Genomic DNA, 22018 nt, shown 5'->3' on the forward strand with positions numbered 1-22018 from the left:
GCTTGACGGGAATTGCGCGGTCGTCGCGTCGGCGCCGGGTCTGCGTTGCGGCAAACCTGGCCCGGCAGGAATTGCCTGCTTAACGGCACGTTAACCGTGATGCTCCGATATCCGGGTGTACCTGGCGCGCAGTCTCCCGCGAGAGAGCATTATTCCATGGCCAAGAAGCCGAAGAAGGCCTCCGCCGAGGAAGGCGGGGCCGGAGCCGAAAGCGCCCCGAAGGGCAAGAAGAAACTCATGATCATGGTGGCCGTCGCGGTCCTGCTCGTGGGCGGCGGCGCGGGCGCCTTCCTGATGATGGGCGGCGGCGGCGGCAAGGAGGCCGCACAGGACGGCGGCCACGGCGGAGGGCACGGCGCAGACGGCAAGGGTGTCGGCCCGGACGGCAAGAAGCCCGTGGTCTTCGTGGACGTGCGCGAGATGCTCCTCAACCTCAGTCCGGACCAGCCGCAGGACAAGGCCCGGTACGCGAAGGTCCGGATCGCCCTGGAGCTGAAGGACGCGAGGGCCGAGGAGGAGGTCAAGCCGCTGATGCCGCGGGTGGAGGACGCGCTGCAGGTCTACATGCGCGAGCTGCGCGCCAGCGACATCACGAACTCGGTGGGCCTGTTCCGGCTGCGCGAGGAATTGCTGCGGCGGGTCAACATCGCCCTGTATCCCGCCAAGGTCGATGCCGTGCTCTTCAAGGACGTGATCGTCCAATGAGCGCGCCTGCGACCACCCCCATCGCCTCCAACCCCGCGCCGGGCCGGCCCCCGATCGAGCACGCCTGATGGAACCCGAGGACGAACTCCCCGAGGACGATTGGTCGGCAGCCCTTCTGGAGCAGGGCGCCGAGGGCGGCGACTCGTCCCTCGCCGAGGAATGGGGCGCGGCCCTCGCCGAGCAGGGCACCACGCGCAACGCGAGCGACGTCGCCGCCGAATGGGCGACGATGATCGAGGACGGGGAGAGCGACAACCTCCCCGAACTCGCCGGCAACGACCGGGTGCTGAACCAGGACGAGATCGACGGCGTCCTCGGCTTCTCCATGCGCGAGCTCTCGGCCTCGGGGGCCGGGGGCGTTCAGGCCATCGTCGATTCGGGCGTCGTCCAGTACGAACGCCTGCCGATGCTGGAGATCGTCTTCGACCGGATGATCCGGTTGCTGTCGACCTCCCTGCGCAACCTGTTCCAGGACAACGTCGAGGTGACGCTGGACAACATCACCTCGGTGCGCTTCGGCGACTATCTCAACGCGATCCCGCTGCCGACCCTGCTCGGCGTGTTCCGGGCCGAGCAATGGGAGAATTCCGGCCTCGTCACGGTCGATTCGAACCTCGCCTACGCGACCTTCGACCTGCTGCTCGGCGGCAAGCGCGGCGGCTTGTCGAGCCGTCTGGACGGTCGCCCGTTCACCGCCATCGAGATGACGCTGGTGCGCCGCCTCGTGGAGATCGTGCTGGGCGATCTCGAGCTGTCGTTCCAGCCGCTGTCGCCCGTGACCTTCGGCATCGACCGGATCGAGACCAACCCGCGCTTCGCCACGATCACGCGGCCGGGCAACGCCGCGATCCTGATCAGCCTGCGCCTGGACGTCGACGGGCGCGGCGGCATGCTGCAGATCCTGTTCCCCTACGCGACGATCGAGCCGATCCGGGAGCTCCTGACCCAGAGCTTCATGGGTGAGAAGCTCGGCCGCGATCACGTCTGGGAAGGCCACCTCGCCACCGAGATCTGGCAGGCCGACGTGACCATGGAGGCGGTGCTGCACGAGATGATGCTGCCGCTCAAACAGGTCATGAGCCTGAAGGTCGGCGAGACGCTGATGTTCGACGCCAAGCCGTCGGATCTCATCACCGTGCGCTGCGGCGACTGGGCGCTCACCCAGGGGCGGATGGGCCGCGTCGACGGGCACATCGCCGTCCAGGTCACGCGGCCCCTGCGCCGCTCGCGCACGACGATCCAGGCCTACGAGGCCTCGATGAACAACCGGTCGGACAATTAGGGCCGATGAGGGTCCCAACATGAGTCTCTTCGTCACCCTCGCCGCCGACATCCTGGTTGCCGTCCTCCTGGCGGCGACCATCGTCACGTCCCTCCGTCTCTCGCGCCGCATCGGCCAGATGAAGGGCGACGAGGCCGCCCTGCGCCAGACCATCGGCGACCTGATGGTGGCGACCGGCACGGCCGAGCGGGCCATCGCCGGTCTGCGGGCGACGATCGACGAGGGCGACCGCACGCTGAACGCCAGCCTGGAAACCGCCACCATCCGCGCCGCCGAGCTGAAGCTGCAGGTCGAGGCCGGCGAGGGCGTGATCACGCGCATCGGCGCCATCGTGGCGCAGATGCGCGCCGTCCCGATCCGTCCCGAGCCGTCCCCTGAGCCGAGGCCCGCGCCGGAGATCCCGCCCGAGCGCAGGCCGGAGCAGGCCGGTCCGAACGGGGAGCGCCTCGGGGTGGCGGCCGCGGCGGCCCTCGCCATGAGCGAGCGCGCCCTCGCCCGCGTCCGGGCGCGCGCCGCGTGACCGGCGTAAAGGCCCCGAAGATCCCGCCGCCGAAGCCGGATCCCGAGGAGCGGATACGCCGCGCCGCGACGCCGCAGCGGCGCGCGCGCCGGAAGCCCGTCCGGCAGTTCCGGCTGCGCCTCATCGACGCCGTGGCGCTCGCGGCGGGCGGGCTGCTCGTGCTCAAGCTGCTCAGCCTGCTGCAGGCCGGCCTGCCGGAGAGCGCCGAGCTTCCGGAATACGGGCGCGCGGTCGCCCGGGCGCGCACCGGCTACGAGCCCTACGACCCGGTGACGACCGGATCGGTGGGCGCCAAGGAGGCGCCGGCCGCTGCGACCGAGAAGCCGCCGGAACCGCCCCCGGCGCGGCCCGCACCGCCCGCGGCCGGGAACCCGGCCTCGCCCACCGAGCGCCTGCTCCTGGAGAAGCTCGGCGCCCGGCGCGACGCCCTGCGCCAGAAGAGCGAGGAGCTGGAGCTGCGCGAGAAGATGCTGGGGGAGGCCGAGCGCAAGCTCGAGACCGGCCTCGGCGACCTCAAGAAGGCCGAGGACAAGGTCGACGCCGTCGCGAAGGCGAAGGAGGACGCCGAGAAGCAGGGACTGAAGAACATCGTCACGATGTACGAGGCGATGAAGCCCAAGGACGCCGCCCGGGTGTTCGACCGGCTCGGGCTCGACGTGCTGGTCCCGATCGTGCTGGCCATGAATCCCCGCAAGATGTCCGAGGTCCTGGCGGTGATGCAGCCCGAGACCGCCGAGCGCCTGACCGTGGCCCTCGCCAACCGCGCCCGCGGCGCCGGAGGGCCGCAGGCCCAGGCCGGGATGGGGCTGCCCGCCAACGAGTTGCCGGCGATCGATCCCGGGGCGCCGGCGCGGTAGGAACGCGGCGCAGCGCGGGCGGCCGCGCGACTTCCCGGAGCGCGCCGTCGCACATGTCGGGTCGGCGTCATGCGGCACCCGTACGGGCTAGGGTCCGGGGCCGGGCGCGCTATAAGGGGCTCATGTCAGAGGCCGATCCCCAGCCGCTCCTCGCCGTCGAGGACCTGTCCGTGGCGTTCCGCGCGCGGGAGGGCGAGACCGTGGCGGTCGACGGCGTCTCCTTCGCCATCCGCCGGGGCGAGACCCTCGCCCTCGTGGGCGAATCGGGATCGGGCAAGTCGGTGACGGCGCTGGCGATCCTGCGCCTCCTCGATGGATCGGCCCGGCAGGACGGCCGGATTTTGTTCAAGGACCGCGACCTCGCGCAGCTGCCCGAGCGGGCGATGCGCGACGTCCGCGGCGCCGACATCACCATGGTGTTCCAGGAGCCGATGACCTCGCTGAACCCGCTCCACACGATCGAGCGGCAGATCGGCGAGGTACTCGACCTGCATCGCGGCCTCTCCGGCAAGGCGGCCCGCCGGCGGATCCTGGAGCTTCTGGACCTCGTGGGCCTGCGCGACGCGGAGCGGCGCATGGGCGCCTACCCGCACGAACTCTCCGGCGGCCAGCGCCAGCGCGTGATGATCGCCATGGCGCTCGCCTGCGAGCCGGACCTTCTGGTCGCCGACGAGCCGACCACGGCCCTGGACGTCACCGTGCAGGCGCAGATCCTGGCGCTGCTCGCCGACCTGCAGAAGCGCCTCGGCATGGCGATGCTGTTCATCACCCACGATCTCGGCATCGTCGAGCGGATCGCCGACCGCGTCTGCGTGATGCTCAAGGGCCGCATCGTGGAGGCCGGTGCGACCAAGGCCGTCTTCGCGGATCCGCAGCACGAGTACACGCGCCGCCTGATCGCCTCCGAGCCGAAGGGCCGGGCCAACCCCGTCCCGGCCGATGCCGCGCCGCTGCTGGAGGCCGGGCCCCTGAAGGTCTGGTTCCCGCTGAAATCGGGTCTGCTCCGGCGCGTCACCGGCCATGTCAGGGCCGTGGACGGCGTGTCCCTGCGGGTCCGGACCGGCGAGACCGTCGGCGTCGTCGGCGAGTCCGGCTCAGGCAAGACGACCCTCGGCCTCGCCCTTCTGCGGCTCACGCGCTCGGAAGGGCCGATCGTCTTCCTCGGACAGGCGATCGACGGCTTCGGCGTGGCGCAGATGCGCCCGCTGCGGAAGGACATGCAGGTGGTCTTCCAGGATCCCTACGGCTCTCTCTCGCCGCGCATGTCGGTGGCCGACATCGTCGCCGAGGGGCTGGTGGTGCAGGGCGCGGCGCGTTCCCGGGCGGAGCGCCGCGCCGTGGTCGCCAAGGCCCTGACCGATGTCGGGCTCGATCCGGCCGCCATGGACCGCTACCCGCACGAGTTCTCCGGCGGCCAGCGCCAGCGCATCGCCATCGCGCGGGCCATGGTCCTCAATCCCCGCTTCGTCGTCCTGGACGAGCCGACCTCGGCCCTCGACCGCTCGGTCCAGGCGCAGATCGTGACCCTGCTTCGCGACCTCCAGCGCGAGCGCGGCCTCGCCTACCTGTTCATCAGCCACGACCTGAAGGTGGTGCGCGCCCTCGCCAACTACGTGATCGTCATGCAGAACGGCCACGTGGTCGAGGAAGGCCCTGCGGAGTCGATCTTCGCGAATCCTCAGACCCCCTACACCCGCGCCCTGTTCAAGGCCGCCTTCGCCCTCGAGAGCGACGCGCCCGCCGAGCTGGAATCCGCCTGACCATGGCGCGCGCCCTCATCATCGTCCTCGATTCCGTGGGCGTGGGCGGGGCCCCGGATGCGGAGAGCTACGGCGATGCCGGCTCCGACACGCTGGGGCATATCGCCGAGCGCTGCGCGGAGGGAAGCGGCGATCGGGCGGGGCTGCGCGCGGGTCCGCTGCGTCTGCCCCATCTCGCCGAACTCGGGCTCGGACTGGCGGCCGGTGGCGCCTCGGGCCGCATCCCGCCGAACCTCGCGCCGGCCGGGCCGCCGCGGGGCGCCTACGGCCACGCGGTGGAGAAGGCCGCCGGCAAGGACACGCCCTCCGGTCACTGGGAGATCGCCGGGCTTCCCCTGACCGAGCCCTGGGGGCATTTCCCCGACACCCGGCCGGCCTTCCCGCCGGAGCTGACCCGCGCGCTGATCACGGAAGGCGGCATCCCGGGCATCTTGGGCGATTGCCACGCGCCGGGCGTCGCGATCATCGACGCGCTGGGCGCCGCGCATGTCCGGACCGGCCAGCCGATCTGCTACACCTCGGCCGACAGCGTGTTCCAGATCGCCGCCCACGAGGAGGCGTTCGGGCTGGAGCGGCTCTACGACCTGTGCCGCGTGGCGCGCCGGCTGTGCGACCCCTACCGCGTCTGCCGGGTGATCGCCCGGCCCTTCGTGGGCTCGGCGGAAACGGGCTTCCGCCGGACCGGCAACCGCAAGGATTTCGCGGTCGCGCCGCCTGGGCGCACCCTGCTCGACCGGGCCGAGTCGGCTGGCCGCGCGGTGGTGAGCGTCGGCAAGATCGGCGACATCTTCGCCCACCGCGCCACCGGCCGCGAGATCAAGCCGGGCCCGAATGCGGCCTGCGTGACGGCGGGACTCGCCGCGCTGGCGACCCTGCCGGCGGGCGGCCTGATCTTCGTCAACCTGGTGGATTTCGACACGGAGCACGGCCACCGCCGCGACGTGCCGGGCTATGCCGCGGAGCTGGAGGCGTTCGACGCCCGGATCCCCGAGATCCTGGCGGCGCTGGCGCCGGGCGACCTCGCCGTGATCACCGCCGATCACGGCAACGATCCGACCTGGACCGGGACCGACCACACTCGCGAGCAGGTCCCGGTCCTGGCCTTCGGCCCCGGCGTGGCCGCCCGGTCGATCGGCCGGCGGGAGACCTTCGCGGATATCGGCGCCACCGTGGCGGCCCATCTCGGGCTGGCCTGGGACGGGGCCGGAACTTCGTTCCTGGATTAGGGAGGACACGACGTGCGGGACGACGACGACCGGCCGCGCAAGGCCGTTGCCCACGAGATCGGGCAGCCCCTCGACACGCTCTCCCTCGGGGATCTCGACGCGCGCGTTGCGCTCCTGCGCGCCGAGATCGCCCGTCTCGAGGCGGCGCGGGCCGCCAAGCAGGCGGCGCAGGGCGCGGCCGACGCTTTCTTCAAGCGGAGCTGAAGCTTGGACCGGAGCGAAACCCTCGCCGCCCTGCGGCGCGGCGATCTCGGCGGCGCGCGGGAGCTGCGGCTGCCCGACGGGCTGACGGCGGTGCCGCGCGAGGTTTTCGCCCTCGCCGACACGCTGGAGGTGCTGGATCTCGGCCGGGGCGACCTCGCCGACCTGCCGGACGATTTCGGCCGCCTCCACCGCCTGCGCGTGCTGTTCTGCTCCGGCAATCCGTTCCCACGCCTGCCGCCGGTGCTCGGCGCCTGCCCCGCGCTCAGCCAGTTGGGCTTCCGCGGCTGCGGCATCCGCGAAGTCCCGGCGGAGTCGCTGCCGCGCGACCTGCGCTGGCTGACGCTGACCGACAACGCGATCGCGGAGCTGCCCGCCGCCCTCGGCGAGCGGCCGTTGCTCCAGAAGCTGATGCTGTCGGGGAACCGGATCGCGGCGCTGCCGGACAGCTTCGCGGGCGCGGCGCGTCTCGAGCTGATCCGGCTCTCCTGCAACCGGCTCGAAGCGCTGCCGCCCTGGCTCGGCACCCTTCCGCGCCTCGCCTGGGTCGCCTACGCGGGCAATCCCGCCGAGCCGGCCTCCGAGCCCGCGGACGCGCCGCGCGTGCCGTGGGCGGACCTGGACGTCGGCGATCAACTCGGTGAGGGCGCGTCGGGCCGCGTCTTCCGCGCGGCTTGGCGCGGTCCGATCGCCGCGCAGGATGTCGCCCTGAAGCTGTTCAAGGGCGCCATGACCAGCGACGGCCTGCCCGAGCGGGAGATGGAGGCCTGTCTCGCTGCCGGCACGCATCCGGCGCTTACCGGTGCGCTGGGCCGGCTCCACGATCATCCCGCCGGCGTCCAGGGGCTGCTGCTCCGGCTTCTCCCGTCGCACTGGCGGGTGCTCGCCGGCCCGCCGAGCCTCGCGAGTTGCAGCCGCGACGTCTACGATCCGAGCCTGCGGCTGGAACCGGCCAAGGCCCTGCGGATCGCCCGCTCGGTCGCGGAGGCGGTGGCCCATCTGCACGGGCGCGGGCTGCTCCACGGCGACGTGTATGCCCACAACACCCTGTGGGATGCCGAAACCGGCGCCGCCGTGCTCAGCGATTTCGGCGCTGCCTCGGCGCTCCCGGACGGACGGGGCGGCGCGGTGCTGGCGCGGGTCGAGGTGCGCGCCGTCGGCATCCTGATCAATGAGCTGCTCGATCGTTGCGCGACGTCGCCGGAGACTCTGCGGGCTCTGGCGCAGGCCTGTATGCAGCCGGATCCCGACGGGCGGCCGGCGCTCGACGTGGTGATCGCCGAGATCGACCGGCTCCAGTCCTGATCCCGTCGGATTCGACCGTGCCGCCGCTTCAGGCGGATACCGCGCGGGCTGTGCGGAGCGGGAGCCTTGTTCCCACGGCGTCAGTCCGGGATGTCGCCCTGCCCGCGCGCGATCACGGCGAACAGATCGCCGAGGGCGGCGAGGCTCGCGGCCTGGAGCTGGGCTGCCGGCACCACGTGTCCGTCCGGCCCGGGAAGATCCCGCGTCGCCGTGGCGGCGGCCACGACGGTGGGACGGAACCCGAGGTTGAAGGCGCTCCGGGCGGTGGAATTGACGCACATATGCGTCATGAATCCCGCCAGGATGACGTCCTGCACGCCGGCTTCCTGGAGGCGTGCCTGCAGGTCCGTGCCCACGAAGGAACTCGGATAGGCCTTGGTGATCACCGGCTCGTCGCCCTGCGGCGCCACCTCCGGGCTGATCTGGCCGATCGGCGCGGTCACATCGTAGGGCGTTCCCGGCCCGGCATTGTGGCGGACATGGATCACCGGGATCCCCGCGTCGCGCGCCCGCTTCAGCAGGCCCGCGGCCTCGCGGAGCGCAGGCTCGACGCCCTCGAGCCGCATGACGCCCTCGCGATAGGTCTGCTGCAGGTCGATCATCACCAGAGCGGAACCCGTGAGCGGGGCCGGCGCGGGGCTCAGGCCGGACAGGCCGCGCAGGGTTGCCAGATCGGACATCGGCGCATCTCCCATGGCGCCGCCTTGGTGGGGCGCTCGAATGTCGGGACGCTACGACGGACCGGCCCGGAAGCGCCATAGCGCAAAGGTGCACCGTCCGAACCGCACGGGAAGGTTGACGGTCTGGATTGATCCGCACCCGCAGGTCGCTACATGCGCGGCGTGATTGCCCCGCCCCTGCGCCTCGGCGCCCTGCTCCTCGCCCTCGCCTACGCGCATCCGGCCGCGGCCGCCCCGTCCGAAGGGGCGACCGAGACCGTCGAGCAGGCCCTGTGCCGCCTGATCGACGAATCCGCCAAGGCCCGTGGCCTGCCGGTGCCGTTCCTGACGCGCCTGATCTGGCGCGAGAGCAGCTTTCGCGTGGGGGTCGTGAGCCCGGCCGGGGCGCAGGGCATCGCGCAATTCATGCCGGGAACGGCACGGGAGCGCGGCCTCCTCGACCCGTTCGATCCCGAGCAGGCGATCCCGCACGCAGCCCATCTGCTGTCCGATCTGAAGTCTCAGTTCGGCAATCTCGGTCTCGCGGCCGCAGCCTATAACGGTGGCGCCGCGCGGGTCAGCAAATGGCTCGCCGGCGATGGCGGCCTGCCCGCCGAGACCCGGACCTACGTGGCGGTCATCACGGGCCGGCCGGTGGACGATTGGCGGACCGGGCCCGCCAAGGCGATCGAGTACCCGGAGGGCGGTGCACCCGCCAAGCCCGAGGGCAAGGACGCGAAGGACCCGAAGGACCCGAAGGACGCGAAGGAGGCCCATCCGGAGGCACCGCAGACCTGCCTGCAGGTGACCGCCAGCCTGCGCGTCCCGTCCCGCGGCGACCGCTTCGCCCTCGGCCTCAACGAGGGACCGGCCGCTCCCTGGGGGATCCAGCTCGCGGGCAACTTCTCCAAGGCGCTGGCGCTCCAGAGCTTCAACCGGGCGCGGAGCGCCTATGCGGGGGTGATCGGCGAGGTGCGGCCGATGATCATCGGTACCCGCCTGCGCAACCGCGGCACCCGCGCCTTCTACCGGATCCGCATCCCGGCGCAGAGCCGGCAGGCGGCCGACGACCTGTGCGGCCGCATCCGCAAGGTCGGGGGTGCCTGCATCGTCCTGCGGACCTGATTTTTCACGATCCGCCGCGGGACCGTCATCAATCCGCCCCGAGGGCGGTGCGGTATGAGCCGGTCGGGATAACCGGATGGGATATGACACGCCTCCTCACCGCGTTTGCTAGCCTCCTCTGTCTCGGGCTCGCCGCGTTCGGCTTCACCGCTGCCTCGCCGCTCGCCCTGTTCGACGCGATCGGCCCGCGCGATCCGGGGGGGCGCCTCGCCGCGAAGGACCAGCCCTTCGGCGAAGGGCCGCGGCGGCACCTCGATGTCTACGTCCCGACGGCGGCCGCCGAGAATGCGCCGGTCCTCGTGTTCTTCTACGGCGGCTCCTGGCAGAGCGGCTCCAAGGACGATTACGCCTTCGTCGGGCACGCGCTCGCCGCGCAGGGCTTCGTCACGGTGCTGCCCGACTACCGGCTCTACCCGGAGGCGCCGTTTCCCGGCTTCCTGGAGGATGGCGCGGCGGCCATCGCCTGGGTGCGCGACAACATCGCGGGCTATGGCGGCGATCCGCGCCGGATCGTCCTCGCCGGCCACTCGGCCGGGGCCTACAACGCGGTGATGCTCGGCCTCGACCCGCGCTACGTGATCGCGGCCGGAATCGATCCCAAGGTCATCAAGGCGGTCGCGGGCCTGTCCGGACCCTACGATTTCCTGCCGTTCGATCAGGACACCACCGTGAAGGTGTTCGGGAAGGCTCCCGATCCGGAGGCAACGCAGCCGGTGGCCTTCGCGGGCCCGCTCTCGCCCCCCGCCTTCCTGGCGACCGGCGACGCCGACACGGTGGTGAAGCCGCGGCACACGGTCAGCCTCGCCGCCAAGCTGCGGGCCGAGCACGTCCCGGTCCAGGAGCGGATCTATGCGGGGCTCGATCACAAGGACACGTTGCTGGCGCTGTCCGTCACCTTCCGCTCCAAGGCCCCGGAACTCGCCGAGATGGCCTCGTTCCTGATGCGGCAATCCGCCGGCCGCTCGCAGTACACGATGCGGCGCTGATCGCTTCGGGCTTACGTCAAGGTTATCGCGCGATCGTCGGCCGGAACGTCTGATTTTCCATCGCGCCGGACCCGCGGGCCGCTAGAATGGTCTCGGCCGCACGGCGCGGCCTCGCGGTGGGACGGCATGGCTTCTGCGGACGCGGCGATCGGGATCCCGGCCGACGGGCGGCAGCGCGGCGTCGCGGGCCGGGACATGCCCGACGTGCTGCGCGTGCTTCTGAACGGGTTCGTCTTCGTCCTGCTCTGGAACCACGTCTGGCTGAAGGATCTGTCGGATCGGTCGATGCTCGCGGCCTCCGAGGATGGAAGCCTGCTGACGCAGGTCCTGTTTCTCGGCGCCGGTGCCGCCATGGCCGCGGCGATCCACCGGATCGGAGTCCGGCACCTTCATCCGCTGCTGACGCGCCCCCTCGTCCTCTGTGCCGTCTGGCTCGGGGCGACGGCGCTCCTGTCGATCGAGCCCAGCCTGTCGCTGCGGCGGCTCGTCCTGTTCGCCATCGCGGCGATGCTCTCGGCAGGCGTGCTGATCGTGGCCCGATCCCCCCGGCAGTTGGCGCTGACCATGGCCGGATCCGCCCTGGTGATCGTGCTCGGCTCCTACCTCGCGGTCGCCCTCGTGCCCAATCTCGCGATCCACTCGGCCTTCGACGTCAATTCCGATCCCAGCCATCCCGGTCTCTGGCGCGGAATCTTCCCGCAGAAGAACGAGGCCGGGGCAGCCATGGTGATCCTGGTGATCGTCGGCCTCTACGTCGCCACCGTCGCGAGCCGTCTGCTCGGCTGGGCGATCGTGCTCCTGGCGGCCGGCTTCCTGGTGGCGAGCGGCTCGAAGACCGCGATCCTGCTCCTTCCGGTGATCCTCGCCGTCACCGGCCTGTGCCAGGTCCTCACCGGCGGGTTCCTGCGGCGCCTGCTGCTCCTCGGCCCCGTGATCGGGTTCTCGCTGATCTCCATCGGCTCCGTGCTCGCGCCGCCGATCCAGGACGCAGTGGGGGCGCTGCTCACCGACGCGACCTTCACGGGCCGCAGCGAGATCTGGCAGTTCGCCATCGACAACATCATGATCCGGCCCTGGCGCGGCTGGGGCATCGGCGCCTTCTGGATGACCGAACGCACCATGTACGCCGGCTCCGAGGAGCTGACCTGGGTCACCACCGTCGACCATGCCCACAACGCCTATCTCGACACCGCGCTGATCGGCGGCCTGCCGTTCCTCGCGCTCACCGTGGTGGCCTTCGTCCTCGCCCCGGTGCGCGACCTGCAGCGCGTGGCCGGCGGAATGCGCCTCGACGCGGAGACCATGCTGTTCCTGCGGCTGTGGTTTCTCGGGCTGGTCTCGGCCTCCTTCGAGACGGTGCTCTACAACGGTAACAACGCCACCTGCTGCATGTTCATGATGGCGGTGTTCGGCCTGCGCCTGCGCACCCGCTACGCCGTCCTGGCGCGCTGAGGCGGATCCGCCGCCCGATCGTCCCCGACCCTCGGCGCTTGGCCATCCCACGCGTATCGCCGCCGGACGCGGGACGCGCGCGGAATGCCGTCCTCGCGACCGAGATGCAGCCGCTTGGCGACCGCCCTGCGGGATCGGCGCAGGATGGATGTGGCTCGCCCTGCCGACCGGCGCTCGGTTCAGGCTCCGGGCGGGATCATCCTGCCGGATCGACGGGCTGGCGGCGTCGCGTCGGACGCCGACAGCCCGGACGGTTCCTGGAACTGCCTCTCTCGCGCCCGGAGAGGGACGTCGATCCGACCCGGCCTGCCTCCACATGTCGATCGGCGCCTTCGCGTATCGGTGCGGCTTCGCCACCGAGGCGCATGTTTCCCGGCGCTTCAACGGTCGCCACGGTCTCACGGCCCGCGATGACAGGGCTGCGGCCGTCCGGCACCGATCCGATACGGTCCCGGATCGGCAAAACCGCCCGCGCGCATAGAATGCTGACCCTCGGGCGCACGCCACCGGTCCGGATCCGCGCCGGTCCCCTCAGGCGCCGAGGATCGCGCCGCGTCGCTGAAGGTCGCCCCGATCCCGTCCTCGAAACCGGATCAGAGCCCGGATTCGGCCGGCGGCACCGGCCGCGGGCGCCGGTCCTCGCCGATCGCCACGAAGGTGAAGGTCGCCTCGGTCACCTTCATGGTGACCTCGCTCGCCCGTTCGCGCCGCCAGACCTCGACCTGGATGCGCAGGGAGGAGCGCCCGACCTTCAGGAGCCACGCATAGAGGCTCACCTCGTCGCCCACGAAGACAGGGTGGTGGAAGGTGATCGCGTCGACCGCGAGGGTGGCGCACCGGCCCCGTGCCCGACGGGCCGCGACGTTGCCGGCCGCGAGATCCATCTGTGCCATGAGCCAGCCGCCGAAGATGTCGCCGGCGGGATTGGTGTCGGCGGGCATCGCGATGGTGCGGATGACCGGCGGACCGCGATCCGTCGGCTGGACCGTCGCCCCGCCCCCGATGTCCTCGCACAGGTCCGCCATGGCCATCCGTCCCCCGAACGGACGGGAGACATCCGGCCAAGCTCGGTCGCGGTCAATCGGGCAGCGCGAAGACCAGCAATGCGTCGCCGGTGCCGAACCCGGATGCCTTGGTGAAGGAGGCGCCGCCCGCCGCCACCGCGAGGTATTGCTTGCCGTCCAGCGCGTAGGTCATCGCCGGGCCGCTGATGCCGGCCCCGCACTGGAAGCGCCAGAGAATCCGGCCGTCCTTCGCATCGTGGGCGTCGAGATGGCCGTCCTCCTCTCCCGAGAAGACGAGGCCGCCGGCCGTCGCCAGGGTCCCTCCGGAGAGACGGCTCCCGCTGCGGACCGACCAGGCGATCCTGCCGCCATCCACGAGGTCGACCGCCGTCAGCGTGCTGAAGGACGCCTCGCCCTTCGCCTCGCCCGTCTCCGTGTAGCGGATCTCCGGACGCCCGGCGGCCGCCGGAACGGTCTTCACCGTGTAGGTCGTCGCCCCGTGGCGGACCTGAACGTAGGCGCGCCGGCCGTCATAGGCGGTGGGCGGCCACGAGACCGCGCCGAGGGGACCGGGCGCCACCACGGTGCCCTGCGGCGTCGGCGGCGCGAACAGGTTCTTCTGATCGACGAGCGGCGCGGACCGCGCCAGGAGCGTCCCCGTGGCGCGGTCGTGGACGTAGATCCAGCCGGTCTTGCTTGCCGAAGCCACCGCCTTCGCGCCATCGGGCATGTCGAGCAGGAAGGGCGGCGCGGCGACGTCGTAGCCCCATTCGTCGTGCGGCACCTGCTGGTAGTACCAGCGCAGCGCGCCGGTCTTCACGTCGAGGGCCACGAGGCACATCGTGTAGAGATTGTCGCCCGGACGCGAGAGGCCGAAATTCTGCGGGGCCGGGTTGCCGGTGCCGAGGAAGATCAGGCCGAGATCCGGATCATAGGCCGGCGTCATCCAGAGGGAGCCGCCGCCGACGCGCCAAGCGTCGCGGTTGGCCGGAGCGGCGGCCTTCTCGGCGGCGATGTCCCGGTGGAGCGGCGTGCCGTCGGCGGTCTGGGCGACGAAGCCCCCCTCCCAACCCTCGGACGGCGTGACGTACCAGCGCCAGCGTTCCTCGCCGGTCTTCGCGTCGTAGGCCGCGAGCCAGCCGCGTCGCCCGTACCCGCCCTCGATGCCGACGACGGCGCCGCCATCGAGGCCGCCCGCCTCGTCCTCGATGTGGAGGCCGTATCCGGCGCCGGTGACGCCGACGATCACGAGCCCGTCGGCAACCAACGGCGGCATCTTGAAGCCGAGGCGGCTCGAGCCCTGGACGGGCTTGCCGCCGAGCGTCGCGGCGAGGCCCGAGGCGGTCTCGCTCTCGCCCTCCTCGGGGCGGACCGCCTCCTTGTCCCAGACGATCCTGCCGGTCTTCGCGTCGAGGGCGATCAGCCGCCCGTCCATGGTCGCCTCGAAGACGAGACCCCCCGACACCGCCACCCCGCGGTTCGAGGGCGGTCCGAAGATCTTCTCGGTGCGCGGCTTGTGGGTGTAGGTCCAGACGGGCTTGCCGGTCTTCGCGTCGAGGGCCGCGACGTTGTTCTGCGTCGTGGAGACGAAGAGGGTGCCGTCCACCATCACGGGCTGGGCCTGGAAGTATCCGGTGATTCCGGTCTGGAAGATCCAGGCGGGGCGCAGCCGACCGACAGTGTCGCGATCGATCTGGGTCAGGTCGGAGAAGTTGCGGTTGCTCGGATCGTGTCCGAAGGCCGGCCAGGGCGATTCAGCGGCGGAGCTCGACCCGAGGGACGCCGGTCCCGCAAAGCAGGCCAGCAGGACCGCCCCAATCCATCGCGCCAAAGCTGTGCTCCCTTGTGCGGCGACAGTCGCGCCCGCCTGGATCCGTTTCTGAGTGTGAGCCTAAGCCTGCCTCCGGGGCGCCCCGTCGAGCTGCGCCGGCGTCGCCTGGGCACCCATTGCCCGGGCCATGTCGGCGGCGCTCTGTCCGGAGGCGTCGCGCCGGTCCGGGTCGGCGCCGTGGCGGAGGAGCAGGTCGACCATCTCGGTGCGGTCGAACATCGCCGCCGTCATCAGGGCCGTGCGGGTGCCGTCGCCGGTCCCGTCCACCCTGGCCCCGTGCTGGAGCAGGAGCTGCGCGATCGCGAGATCGTTCTTGAAGGCCGCGCCGGCGAGGGGCGTCTGGCCACGGTCATTGGCGAGTTCCGGGTCGCCGCCGGCCTCCAGGATCACCCGCGTGGCGTCCGCCTGGCCGTTATAGGCGGCCAGCATCAGCAGGCTGTCGCCCTTGTCGTTGCGCAGGTTCGCCGGCAGCCCCTGCCCGAACAGGTCGGCGAGATCCTCCGCATGGCCCATCCGCGCGTACTGGAAGACGCGGGCGGCGAAGGCCAGGGTCTCGTCATCGAGGGTCGGGGGCGTGTTCGTCTCTGAGGCCATCGCGTGCTCGTCTCTTCTGGCCGCTGATCTGGGCCGGTCCGGCGTCCACGTCCAGCGGCGGCGGGAACAGTTTCGGGGCGCTGCTCGTTCCAGCCGCCAATCCGGGCCAAAGGCCCGACGCTTCCGGAGCGCGCCGATGCCCCGACCCTTCGAGCCCTTCGCCGACGCCTTGCGCACCGCGCGCGACATCGTCCGGGAGCGCGCAGGCGCGGTCGCACAGGCGGCCGTACAGGCCGATCCCCACGCCTACGACGAGGCCTGCAACGCCCTCGCCGTCCGGATCGCCCAGGCCATCGTCGATGCCGGCGAGGCCGCGACGGCGCATGGCCGGGATCACGAGGCCGCCTGAGCCAGCGGCGGCCGGTCAGCCCCGCCGCCGTCCGCCGCCGCCCTTGTATTTGGGCTTCTGCCCGCCGAGCCCCTGCGTCGAGCGCGGCTTCGGCCGCTCCTGCCAGGCCGGCGCGAGGCCGCCCACCGGAAGCTCCCGGTCCGTGCCGGGGCCCATATTGTCGAGGTCGGGCTTGGCGATGCGGCTGCCGCCTCCGCCTGGGCCCCCTGCCCCGCGCGGCGCCTTCCGGCCGAACTTCCCGGCCTCGCGCTCCACGTCGCTCTGTCGTGCCATCGGGTCGTCCGAGACCAGAAGCTCGGTGGCCTGGAGCCGCTTCAGCTCGTCGCGCAGGCGGGCTGCCTCCTCGAAGTCGAGATCGGCGGCGGCGGCGCGCATGCGCTTCTCCAGATCCGCCATCACAGCCTTGAGGTTGTGGCCCACCGTGATCGCGTCCTTGGCCAGCCCGGTATCGACCTGGACGTGGTCGCGCTCGAACACGCTGCTGAGGATGTCGGCGATGCCGCGCTTCACGCTCTGCGGCGTGATCCCGTGCTCTTCGTTGTAGGCGAGCTGCTTGGTGCGGCGCCGCTCGGTCTCGGCCATCGCCCGCTCCATCGAGCCGGTGATGTTGTCCGCGTACAGGATGCAGCGCGCGTCGGCGTTGCGGGCGGCGCGGCCGATGGTCTGGATCAGCGAGGTCTCCGACCGGAGGAAGCCTTCCTTGTCGGCGTCGAGGATCGCCACCAGGGCGCATTCCGGGATGTCGAGGCCCTCGCGCAGCAGGTTGATGCCGATCAGCACGTCGAAGGCGCCGAGCCGCAGGTCGCGGATGATCTCGATGCGCTCCAGCGTGTCGATGTCGGAGTGCATGTAGCGCACCCGCACGCTGTTCTCGTGGAGATACTCGGTGAGGTCCTCGGCCATGCGCTTGGTGAGCGTGGTCACGAGGGTCCGGTAGCCAGCCTGCGCGACTTCGCGGACCTCGCCCAGCAGGTCGTCCACCTGGCTGCGGGCCGGGCGGATCTCGATCACCGGATCGACGAGCCCCGTCGGGCGGATCACCTGCTCGGCGAAGACGCCCCCCGTCTGCTCCATCTCCCACTTGCCGGGCGTCGCCGAGACGTGGACCGTCTGCGGGCGCATCGCGTCCCATTCCTCGAAGCGCAGGGGGCGGTTGTCGAGGCAGGAGGGCAGCCGGAAGCCGTATTCGGCGAGCGTCGCCTTCCGGCGGAAGTCGCCCCGGTACATGCCGCCGATCTGCGGCACCGTGACGTGGCTCTCGTCGGTGAAGACCAGGGCGTTGTCGGGGAGGTACTCGAACAGGGTCGGCGGCGGCTCGCCGGGCTTCCGGCCGGTGAGGTAGCGGGAATAGTTCTCGATGCCGTTGCAGGCGCCGGTGGCCTCGATCATCTCGATGTCGAAGGTGCAGCGCTGGTCGATGCGCTGCGCCTCGATGAGGCGGCCCATCTTGGTCAATTCCTCGATCCGGCCGTTCAGCTCGTTCTTGATGCCCTTGATCGCCTGCTGCAGCGTCGGGCGCGGCGTGACGTAGTGCGAGTTGGCGTAGACCTTCACGAACTTCAGTTCGGAGATCGTCTTGCCGGTGAGCGGATCGAACTCGACGATGCTCTCGACCTCGTCGCCGAACAGGCCGATGCGCCAGCCGCGATCTTCCAAGTGGGCGGGCCACAGCTCGATGGAATCGCCGCGCACCCGGAAGGTGCCGCGGGCGAAATCCGACTGGATCCGCTTGTACTGCAGGGCCACGAGGTCGGCGATGAGCTGGCGCTGCTCGATCCGCTCGCCGAGCGACACAGTGAAGGACATCGCCGTGTAGGTCTCGACCGAGCCGATGCCGTAGATGCACGAGACCGAGGCGACGATGATGACGTCGTCGCGCTCCAGCAGGGCGCGGGTGGCGGCGTGGCGCATCCGGTCGATCTGCTCGTTGATCGAGGATTCCTTCTCGATGAACGTGTCGGAGCGCGGGACGTAGGCCTCGGGCTGGTAATAGTCGTAGTAGGAGACGAAGTACTCGACGGCGTTGTCCGGGAAGAACGCCTTGAACTCCCCGTAGAGTTGCGCGGCCAGCGTTTTGTTGGGCGCCAGGATCAGGGCCGGGCGCTGGGTCTCCTCGATGATCTTGGCCATCGTGAAGGTCTTGCCCGAGCCGGTGACGCCGAGCAGCACCTGATCGCGCTCGAGTCCCTGCACGCCGCCGACGAGTTCGGCGATCGCTTTCGGCTGGTCACCGGCGGGCTTGAACTCGGATTTTAGCGTGAACCGGACGCCGCCCTCGGATTTCTTCGGTCGCTCCGGGCGGTGCGGGACCCAGGTCTGGCCGTCCTTGAACAGCGGGTTGCCCTCGGTGAGCAGCCGCTCCAGGGCCGACACCGTCGCGGAGGCGCCGCCGTCGCCGCCGGGATCCGGCAGGTCGGCGCCCTCGGGCACCGGACCGTCCTCCGGCGGCGTCAGGCCGAGCGCTTGGGCGAGGCGCGGATCGACATCGGCCGCGTCGCCGAGGGCGTAGCCGGCCTGCGGAGCCTCCGCGAAGCCGTCGCGGGCGATCGCGCCCCGGCGCGCGGCGGCCTTGGTGCCGTCCTTGCCGGCTCGTCCTTTCGGCTTGCCCGGCCGCGCGGGCGGCTCGGGGGGCGGCTCGACGGCGGCCGGCCGGTTCCGGTTGAGCGCCGGGTTCAGGAGCTCGGCCAGATAGGTGTCGAGCGGCTTGAGCTCGGGCTTCGACGCCTTGGCGGACGACGCCGAAACGGAAGCGGCGCGCGGTTTCTTCGGTGCTGGCATGAGAACAATATGGGCCTGGACCCCGCTCCGAGGAACCCTGCACGGGTGCAGTTTGACAACTTCCGTGGGAGGCCGCCCGCGCCTCGGACCGGCGGGTGGGCGAGACCCCTTTCCACTGGAGAAGGCGTAGCGAATACAGCCATTAAGTAGAATTCACGGCGTGCCGATCTCGACCTCGGGCTCGGATGCTGAGAAGATCCGCATCCGCGGGGCGGGCCAAGCGGCTTGCGGAAAGCCCATCCTATCGATACTTTGCGATGCAAAGCGCGGTGCGAAGCATGCTGCAGCCGGGGGCTTGAGGCACATGCAGGACCTGGACAAGGCGCTGGCCGACATCGTGGCGATCCGCTCGCAGATCGCCCGCGACACGGCGTTCCAGGGTTTGGGGGCGGCGACGGTCGCCGGCACCGGCTTCCTCGCGCTGGCCTGCGCGGCGGGGCAGGCCCTGTGGCTCGGCGATCCCGCGGCGCGGCCGGGCCTGTTCTTCGGCCTCTGGATCGCGGCGGCCCTCGCGGCTTTCATGATGATCGGCGTCGAGGCGGTCCGGCGCAGCCGGCGCCTGCATTCCGGCCTCGCCGACGCCATGGTTTGGAACGCCATCGAGGTGTTCCTGCCGGCCGCGGGCGCGGGGGCCTGCCTCGCCCTGGTCGTCGCCCGCTTCGCACCCGACGAGGTCTGGATGCTGCCGGGTCTCTGGCAGGTGCTGGTCGGCCTCGGCCTGTTCGCCTCGTCCCGGATCCTGCCGCGGGCTGTCCAGGGCGTCGGCGCCTGGTACCTGCTCGCCGGGCTCGCCGTGCTGGCGGTCTCGGCCGAGACCCGGGCCCTGTCCCCCTGGACGATGGGCCTGCCCTTCCTGCTCGGTCAAGCGTGGCTGGCCGGGATCATCCATCACGCGGCCCGGGCCTTCGATGACGACCGCTGACCGTTCCGACGGGCGCTTTTCCTACGAGGGGCTCGACAGGATCATCCACGAGCGGGCGCGCCTCAGCGTGCTGACCTCCCTGGTGGCGCATCCGAAGGGCCTGCCCTTCCCGGATCTCAAGCGCCTGTGCGGGCTCACCGACGGCAACCTGAGCCGCCACCTCGCCGTGCTGAGCGAGGCCGATCTGGTGAGCCTCGAGAAGGGCTTCGCGCACAACCGGTCGCAGACAGTCTGCCGCCTCACCGTCACCGGGCGCCAGCGCTTCATCGGCTATCTCGGCGTGCTCGAGCAGGTGGTGCGCGACGCCGCGCAGGCCGCCGAGCGCGGCCCCGAATCCGGTGTCCGCGGCCTCGATCCGGCCACGAAAACGGCGTGAGACCGCCCCGTCCCGCCGGGAATGTTAATCCCGTCTCGATAGACCTGAACGCCACGCCCATGCCGGGAGACTTTACGATGCAAAGCGAAGCGGTGCCGGGTCCCCTGCACGCCGCGATCATCATGGACGGTAACGGGCGCTGGGCCACGCAGCGCGGCCTGCCGCGGCTGGCCGGCCACCACCGCGGCGTGGAGTCGATCCGGCGCACCGCCGAGGCCTGTCCGGATCTCGGCATCGGCACGCTCACGCTCTACGCCTTCTCGGCGGATAACTGGCAGCGCCCCGCCGAAGAGGTCGGCGGCCTGATGCGGCTCCTGCGCTCCTACCTGCGCAACGAGACCCAGCGCCTCGCCCGGACCGGCACGCGCCTCAGCGTCGTCGGTCGGCGCGACCGTCTGCCGGACGGCATCCCCGAGGCGATCGCCGCGGCGGAAGCCGCCACGGCGGCGGGGACCCGGCTGCATCTCCGGATCTGCGTCGACTACTCGGCCCGCGACGCGATCATCGCCGCGGCGCAGCGCCTCCAGGGCGAAGATCCGACCCGCGAGAGCTTCGGCAAGTTGGTGGCCGGCCCGATGCACGGCTCTCCCGTCGATGTCGACCTGCTGATCCGCACCGGCGGCGAGCGGCGTCTCTCCGACTTCATGCTGTGGGAGGCGGCCTATGCCGAGTTGCACTTCACAGAGCGGATGTGGCCCGAGTTCGGTCCCGAGGACCTGGCCGAGGCGGTCGCCGAGTTCGGCCGCCGCGAGCGCCGGTTCGGCGGGCTGAAGGCTCCGGCAGTCTCGGCCGCGGCCTGAGGCCGCTTGACGGGCGCGCACCGGCGCGCAGAGGGTCGTCGGCATGACCGAGACCCTCGCCCAGCGCCGCGTCCTCCTCGTCATCGGCGGCGGCATCGCGGCCTACAAGGCCCTCGACCTGATCCGGCGCCTGCGCGAGCGCGGCGCCAGCGTCTGCCCGGTGCTGACCGCGGGGGCGCAGGAATTCGTGACGCCCCTTGCCGCCGCCGCGCTCGCCGGCGAGCGGGCCCATACCGACCTGTTCGACCGGGCTTCCGAGGCCGAGATCGGCCACATCAAGCTCGCCCGTCAGGCGGATGCCGTGGTGGTGGCGCCCGCGACCGCCAACCTGATGGCCCGCATGGCCGGCGGCCACGCGGCCGACCTCGCGACCACGGTCCTGCTGGCGACGACCCTTCCGATCCTGATCGCGCCGGCCATGAACGTCCAGATGTGGGCGCATCCGGCCACCCGCCGGAACCGCGCGGTCCTGGAGGGCGACGGCGTCCGGATCGTGGGGCCGAATGCCGGCCGGATGGCGGAGCCCGAATCCGGCCCCGGCCGCATGGCCGAGCCCAACGAGATCGCCGATGCGCTGGAGCGGATGCTCGGCCAGCAGGCCGGGGACAGGCCCCTGGCCGGTCGGCGCGTGCTCGTGACCTCCGGTCCCACCCACGAGCCGATCGATCCGGTCCGCTACATCGCCAACCGCTCCTCCGGCCGCCAGGGCCACGCCATCGCGGCGGCCGCCGCTGCGGCCGGTGCCGCCGTGACCCTGGTCTCCGGGCCCGTGGCGCTCCCCGATCCGCCGGGCGTCGCCGTCGTCCGGGTCGAGACCGCCCGGCAGATGCTGGAAGCCGTCGAGGCGGCGCTGCCAGCCGACATCGCGGTCTTCGCCGCCGCGGTCGCCGACTGGCGTCCGGAGCAGGAGGCCGGCAGCAAGAAGATCAAGAAGGACGGCACCGGCCCGGCGCCGATGCCGCTGGTGGAGAATCCCGACATCCTCGCCACGATCGCGCGCCTGCCGGTGGGACGCCCGCCCCTCGTGGTCGGGTTCGCCGCCGAGACCGACACGGTCGTCGAGCACGCCCGGGCGAAGATTGCCCGGAAGGGCTGCGACCTGATCGTGGCCAACGACGTGTCGGCCGAGGGCGGCGTCATGGGCGGTACCGACAATACGGTTCACCTGATCCGACGGGACGGTGCGGTGGAAACCTGGCCGCGCCTCGGCAAGGAGGAAGTCGCCCGGCGGCTCGTGGCCCATGTCGCGGGGCTTCTGGCCGGCTGACGCGACGGGGCCCCTGCGA

21 protein-coding genes are annotated in these 22018 nt (G+C 71.5%); 16 read left to right on the forward strand and 5 right to left on the reverse strand.

The features are described 5' to 3' along the window. The first annotated feature begins 156 nt into the window (after positions 1 to 156). The 8 genes from fliL to PQI07_RS34530 all read left to right on the forward strand — a co-directional run bounded on the left by fliL (position 157) and on the right by PQI07_RS34530 (position 7856). A complete protein-coding gene (gene fliL, locus PQI07_RS34495; RefSeq protein ID WP_043755939.1) occupies positions 157 to 705 on the forward strand; it encodes a flagellar basal body-associated protein FliL in 549 nt (182 codons plus the stop codon). A 64-nt stretch (positions 706 to 769) separates the two neighbouring features. Then, positions 770 to 1987 carry a flagellar motor switch protein FliM gene (gene fliM / locus PQI07_RS34500; RefSeq protein WP_085987666.1) on the forward strand — a complete coding sequence of 406 codons (1218 nt, stop codon included), beginning with the start codon at positions 770 to 772 and terminating at the stop codon, positions 1985 to 1987. A 19-nt stretch (positions 1988 to 2006) separates the two neighbouring features. Continuing rightward, positions 2007 to 2507 (forward strand): DUF6468 domain-containing protein, encoded by a 501-nt coding sequence (locus PQI07_RS34505; RefSeq protein ID WP_043352105.1) that lies wholly within the window; start codon positions 2007 to 2009, stop codon positions 2505 to 2507. Beyond that, positions 2504 to 3364 (forward strand): MotE family protein, encoded by an 861-nt coding sequence (locus PQI07_RS34510; RefSeq protein WP_043755938.1) that lies wholly within the window; start codon positions 2504 to 2506, stop codon positions 3362 to 3364. Before PQI07_RS34505 ends, PQI07_RS34510 begins: the two co-directional genes overlap by 4 nt. A 122-nt stretch (positions 3365 to 3486) precedes the next feature. After that, entirely contained in the window at positions 3487 to 5124 is a 1638-nt protein-coding gene (locus PQI07_RS34515) for an ABC transporter ATP-binding protein (RefSeq protein ID WP_274929092.1), read from the forward strand. A 2-nt stretch (positions 5125 to 5126) separates the two neighbouring features. Continuing rightward, positions 5127 to 6350: a phosphopentomutase gene (locus PQI07_RS34520; RefSeq protein WP_274929093.1), complete on the forward strand. Its 1224-nt coding sequence runs from the start codon at positions 5127 to 5129 to the stop codon at positions 6348 to 6350. Positions 6351 to 6362: 12 nt separating this feature from the next. Continuing rightward, positions 6363 to 6554, forward strand: a complete 192-nt coding sequence (locus PQI07_RS34525; RefSeq protein WP_043388707.1) for a DUF1192 domain-containing protein — start codon at positions 6363 to 6365, stop codon at positions 6552 to 6554. A 3-nt stretch (positions 6555 to 6557) separates the two neighbouring features. Further along, a complete protein-coding gene (locus PQI07_RS34530) occupies positions 6558 to 7856 on the forward strand; it encodes a leucine-rich repeat-containing protein kinase family protein (RefSeq protein WP_274929094.1) in 1299 nt (432 codons plus the stop codon). Positions 7857 to 7936: 80 nt separating this feature from the next. Here PQI07_RS34530 and PQI07_RS34535 read toward each other — a convergent pair whose 3' ends face one another. Next, positions 7937 to 8536, reverse strand: coding sequence for a cysteine hydrolase family protein (locus PQI07_RS34535; RefSeq protein WP_043388702.1), 600 nt, complete (start codon positions 8534 to 8536; stop codon positions 7937 to 7939). A gap of 153 nt (positions 8537 to 8689) precedes the next feature. Here PQI07_RS34535 and PQI07_RS34540 point away from each other — a divergent pair, with 153 nt between their 5' ends. The 3 genes from PQI07_RS34540 to PQI07_RS34550 all read left to right on the forward strand — a co-directional run bounded on the left by PQI07_RS34540 (position 8690) and on the right by PQI07_RS34550 (position 12078). Continuing rightward, entirely contained in the window at positions 8690 to 9640 is a 951-nt protein-coding gene (locus PQI07_RS34540; RefSeq protein WP_274929095.1) for a lytic transglycosylase domain-containing protein, read from the forward strand. 83 nt (positions 9641 to 9723) lie between these two features. Further along, a complete protein-coding gene (locus PQI07_RS34545; protein ID WP_043346765.1) occupies positions 9724 to 10626 on the forward strand; it encodes an alpha/beta hydrolase in 903 nt (300 codons plus the stop codon). Positions 10627 to 10752: 126 nt separating this feature from the next. Next, positions 10753 to 12078 carry an O-antigen ligase family protein gene (locus PQI07_RS34550; RefSeq protein ID WP_043388693.1) on the forward strand — a complete coding sequence of 442 codons (1326 nt, stop codon included), beginning with the start codon at positions 10753 to 10755 and terminating at the stop codon, positions 12076 to 12078. A 593-nt stretch (positions 12079 to 12671) separates the two neighbouring features. On the opposite strand, the gene PQI07_RS34555 is transcribed toward PQI07_RS34550, so the two are convergent. From PQI07_RS34555 to PQI07_RS34565, 3 genes are all read right to left on the reverse strand, one after another. After that, complete coding sequence (locus PQI07_RS34555; protein WP_051976355.1) at positions 12672 to 13103, reverse strand: acyl-CoA thioesterase; 432 nt, start codon at positions 13101 to 13103, stop codon at positions 12672 to 12674. Between the two features lie 52 nt (positions 13104 to 13155). Then, positions 13156 to 14889: a pyrroloquinoline quinone-dependent dehydrogenase gene (locus tag PQI07_RS34560; RefSeq protein WP_236962143.1), complete on the reverse strand. Its 1734-nt coding sequence runs from the start codon at positions 14887 to 14889 to the stop codon at positions 13156 to 13158. Between the two features lie 84 nt (positions 14890 to 14973). Continuing rightward, a complete protein-coding gene (locus PQI07_RS34565; RefSeq protein WP_043755925.1) occupies positions 14974 to 15507 on the reverse strand; it encodes an ankyrin repeat domain-containing protein in 534 nt (177 codons plus the stop codon). A gap of 136 nt (positions 15508 to 15643) precedes the next feature. On the opposite strand from PQI07_RS34565, the gene PQI07_RS34570 reads away from it, so the two are divergent. After that, positions 15644 to 15856 carry a hypothetical protein gene (locus PQI07_RS34570; protein WP_043388686.1) on the forward strand — a complete coding sequence of 71 codons (213 nt, stop codon included), beginning with the start codon at positions 15644 to 15646 and terminating at the stop codon, positions 15854 to 15856. 15 nt (positions 15857 to 15871) lie between these two features. Here the strand turns inward: PQI07_RS34570 and uvrB are convergent, their stop codons facing one another. Next, on the reverse strand, positions 15872 to 18634 hold the full coding sequence (uvrB, locus tag PQI07_RS34575; protein WP_274929096.1) for an excinuclease ABC subunit UvrB: 2763 nt from the start codon (positions 18632 to 18634) through the stop codon (positions 15872 to 15874). A 304-nt stretch (positions 18635 to 18938) separates the two neighbouring features. Between uvrB and PQI07_RS34580 the strand changes: the two genes are divergently transcribed. The 4 genes from PQI07_RS34580 to coaBC all read left to right on the forward strand — a co-directional run bounded on the left by PQI07_RS34580 (position 18939) and on the right by coaBC (position 21999). After that, the gene (locus PQI07_RS34580) at positions 18939 to 19556 is read left to right on the forward strand and encodes a hypothetical protein (RefSeq protein ID WP_043388679.1); all 618 of its coding nucleotides are present in this window, start codon (positions 18939 to 18941) and stop codon (positions 19554 to 19556) included. Beyond that, positions 19543 to 19932 (forward strand): transcriptional regulator, encoded by a 390-nt coding sequence (locus tag PQI07_RS34585; RefSeq protein WP_043345490.1) that lies wholly within the window; start codon positions 19543 to 19545, stop codon positions 19930 to 19932. The genes PQI07_RS34580 and PQI07_RS34585 overlap by 14 nt, the downstream gene beginning before the upstream one ends. Positions 19933 to 20009: 77 nt before the next feature. Then, complete coding sequence (locus PQI07_RS34590) at positions 20010 to 20732, forward strand: di-trans,poly-cis-decaprenylcistransferase (RefSeq protein WP_043755924.1); 723 nt, start codon at positions 20010 to 20012, stop codon at positions 20730 to 20732. A 43-nt stretch (positions 20733 to 20775) separates the two neighbouring features. Further along, complete coding sequence (gene coaBC, locus PQI07_RS34595) at positions 20776 to 21999, forward strand: bifunctional phosphopantothenoylcysteine decarboxylase/phosphopantothenate--cysteine ligase CoaBC (protein ID WP_179698306.1); 1224 nt, start codon at positions 20776 to 20778, stop codon at positions 21997 to 21999. Positions 22000 to 22018: the final 19 nt, after the last annotated feature.

The sequence above is a fragment of the Methylobacterium sp. 092160098-2 genome, assembly GCF_028920805.1.
In the GTDB taxonomy this organism is placed as follows: domain Bacteria; phylum Pseudomonadota; class Alphaproteobacteria; order Rhizobiales; family Beijerinckiaceae; genus Methylobacterium; species Methylobacterium fujisawaense.

Coding starts and splice junctions, on each gene's coding strand:
- PQI07_RS34550 (WP_043388693.1), top strand. CDS start 10,753: ATGGCTTCTGCGGACGCGGCGATCGGGATCCCGGCCGACGGGCGGCAG.
- PQI07_RS34520 (WP_274929093.1), top strand. CDS start 5,127: ATGGCGCGCGCCCTCATCATCGTCCTCGATTCCGTGGGCGTGGGCGGG.
- PQI07_RS34570 (WP_043388686.1), top strand. CDS start 15,644: ATGCCCCGACCCTTCGAGCCCTTCGCCGACGCCTTGCGCACCGCGCGC.
- PQI07_RS34505 (WP_043352105.1), top strand. CDS start 2,007: ATGAGTCTCTTCGTCACCCTCGCCGCCGACATCCTGGTTGCCGTCCTC.
- uvrB (WP_274929096.1), bottom strand. CDS start 18,634: ATGCCAGCACCGAAGAAACCGCGCGCCGCTTCCGTTTCGGCGTCGTCC.
- PQI07_RS34565 (WP_043755925.1), bottom strand. CDS start 15,507: ATGGCCTCAGAGACGAACACGCCCCCGACCCTCGATGACGAGACCCTG.
- PQI07_RS34540 (WP_274929095.1), top strand. CDS start 8,690: ATGCGCGGCGTGATTGCCCCGCCCCTGCGCCTCGGCGCCCTGCTCCTC.
- PQI07_RS34535 (WP_043388702.1), bottom strand. CDS start 8,536: ATGTCCGATCTGGCAACCCTGCGCGGCCTGTCCGGCCTGAGCCCCGCG.
- PQI07_RS34580 (WP_043388679.1), top strand. CDS start 18,939: ATGCAGGACCTGGACAAGGCGCTGGCCGACATCGTGGCGATCCGCTCG.
- coaBC (WP_179698306.1), top strand. CDS start 20,776: ATGACCGAGACCCTCGCCCAGCGCCGCGTCCTCCTCGTCATCGGCGGC.
- PQI07_RS34515 (WP_274929092.1), top strand. CDS start 3,487: ATGTCAGAGGCCGATCCCCAGCCGCTCCTCGCCGTCGAGGACCTGTCC.
- PQI07_RS34545 (WP_043346765.1), top strand. CDS start 9,724: ATGACACGCCTCCTCACCGCGTTTGCTAGCCTCCTCTGTCTCGGGCTC.
- PQI07_RS34555 (WP_051976355.1), bottom strand. CDS start 13,103: ATGGCGGACCTGTGCGAGGACATCGGGGGCGGGGCGACGGTCCAGCCG.
- fliL (WP_043755939.1), top strand. CDS start 157: ATGGCCAAGAAGCCGAAGAAGGCCTCCGCCGAGGAAGGCGGGGCCGGA.
- PQI07_RS34585 (WP_043345490.1), top strand. CDS start 19,543: ATGACGACCGCTGACCGTTCCGACGGGCGCTTTTCCTACGAGGGGCTC.
- PQI07_RS34590 (WP_043755924.1), top strand. CDS start 20,010: ATGCAAAGCGAAGCGGTGCCGGGTCCCCTGCACGCCGCGATCATCATG.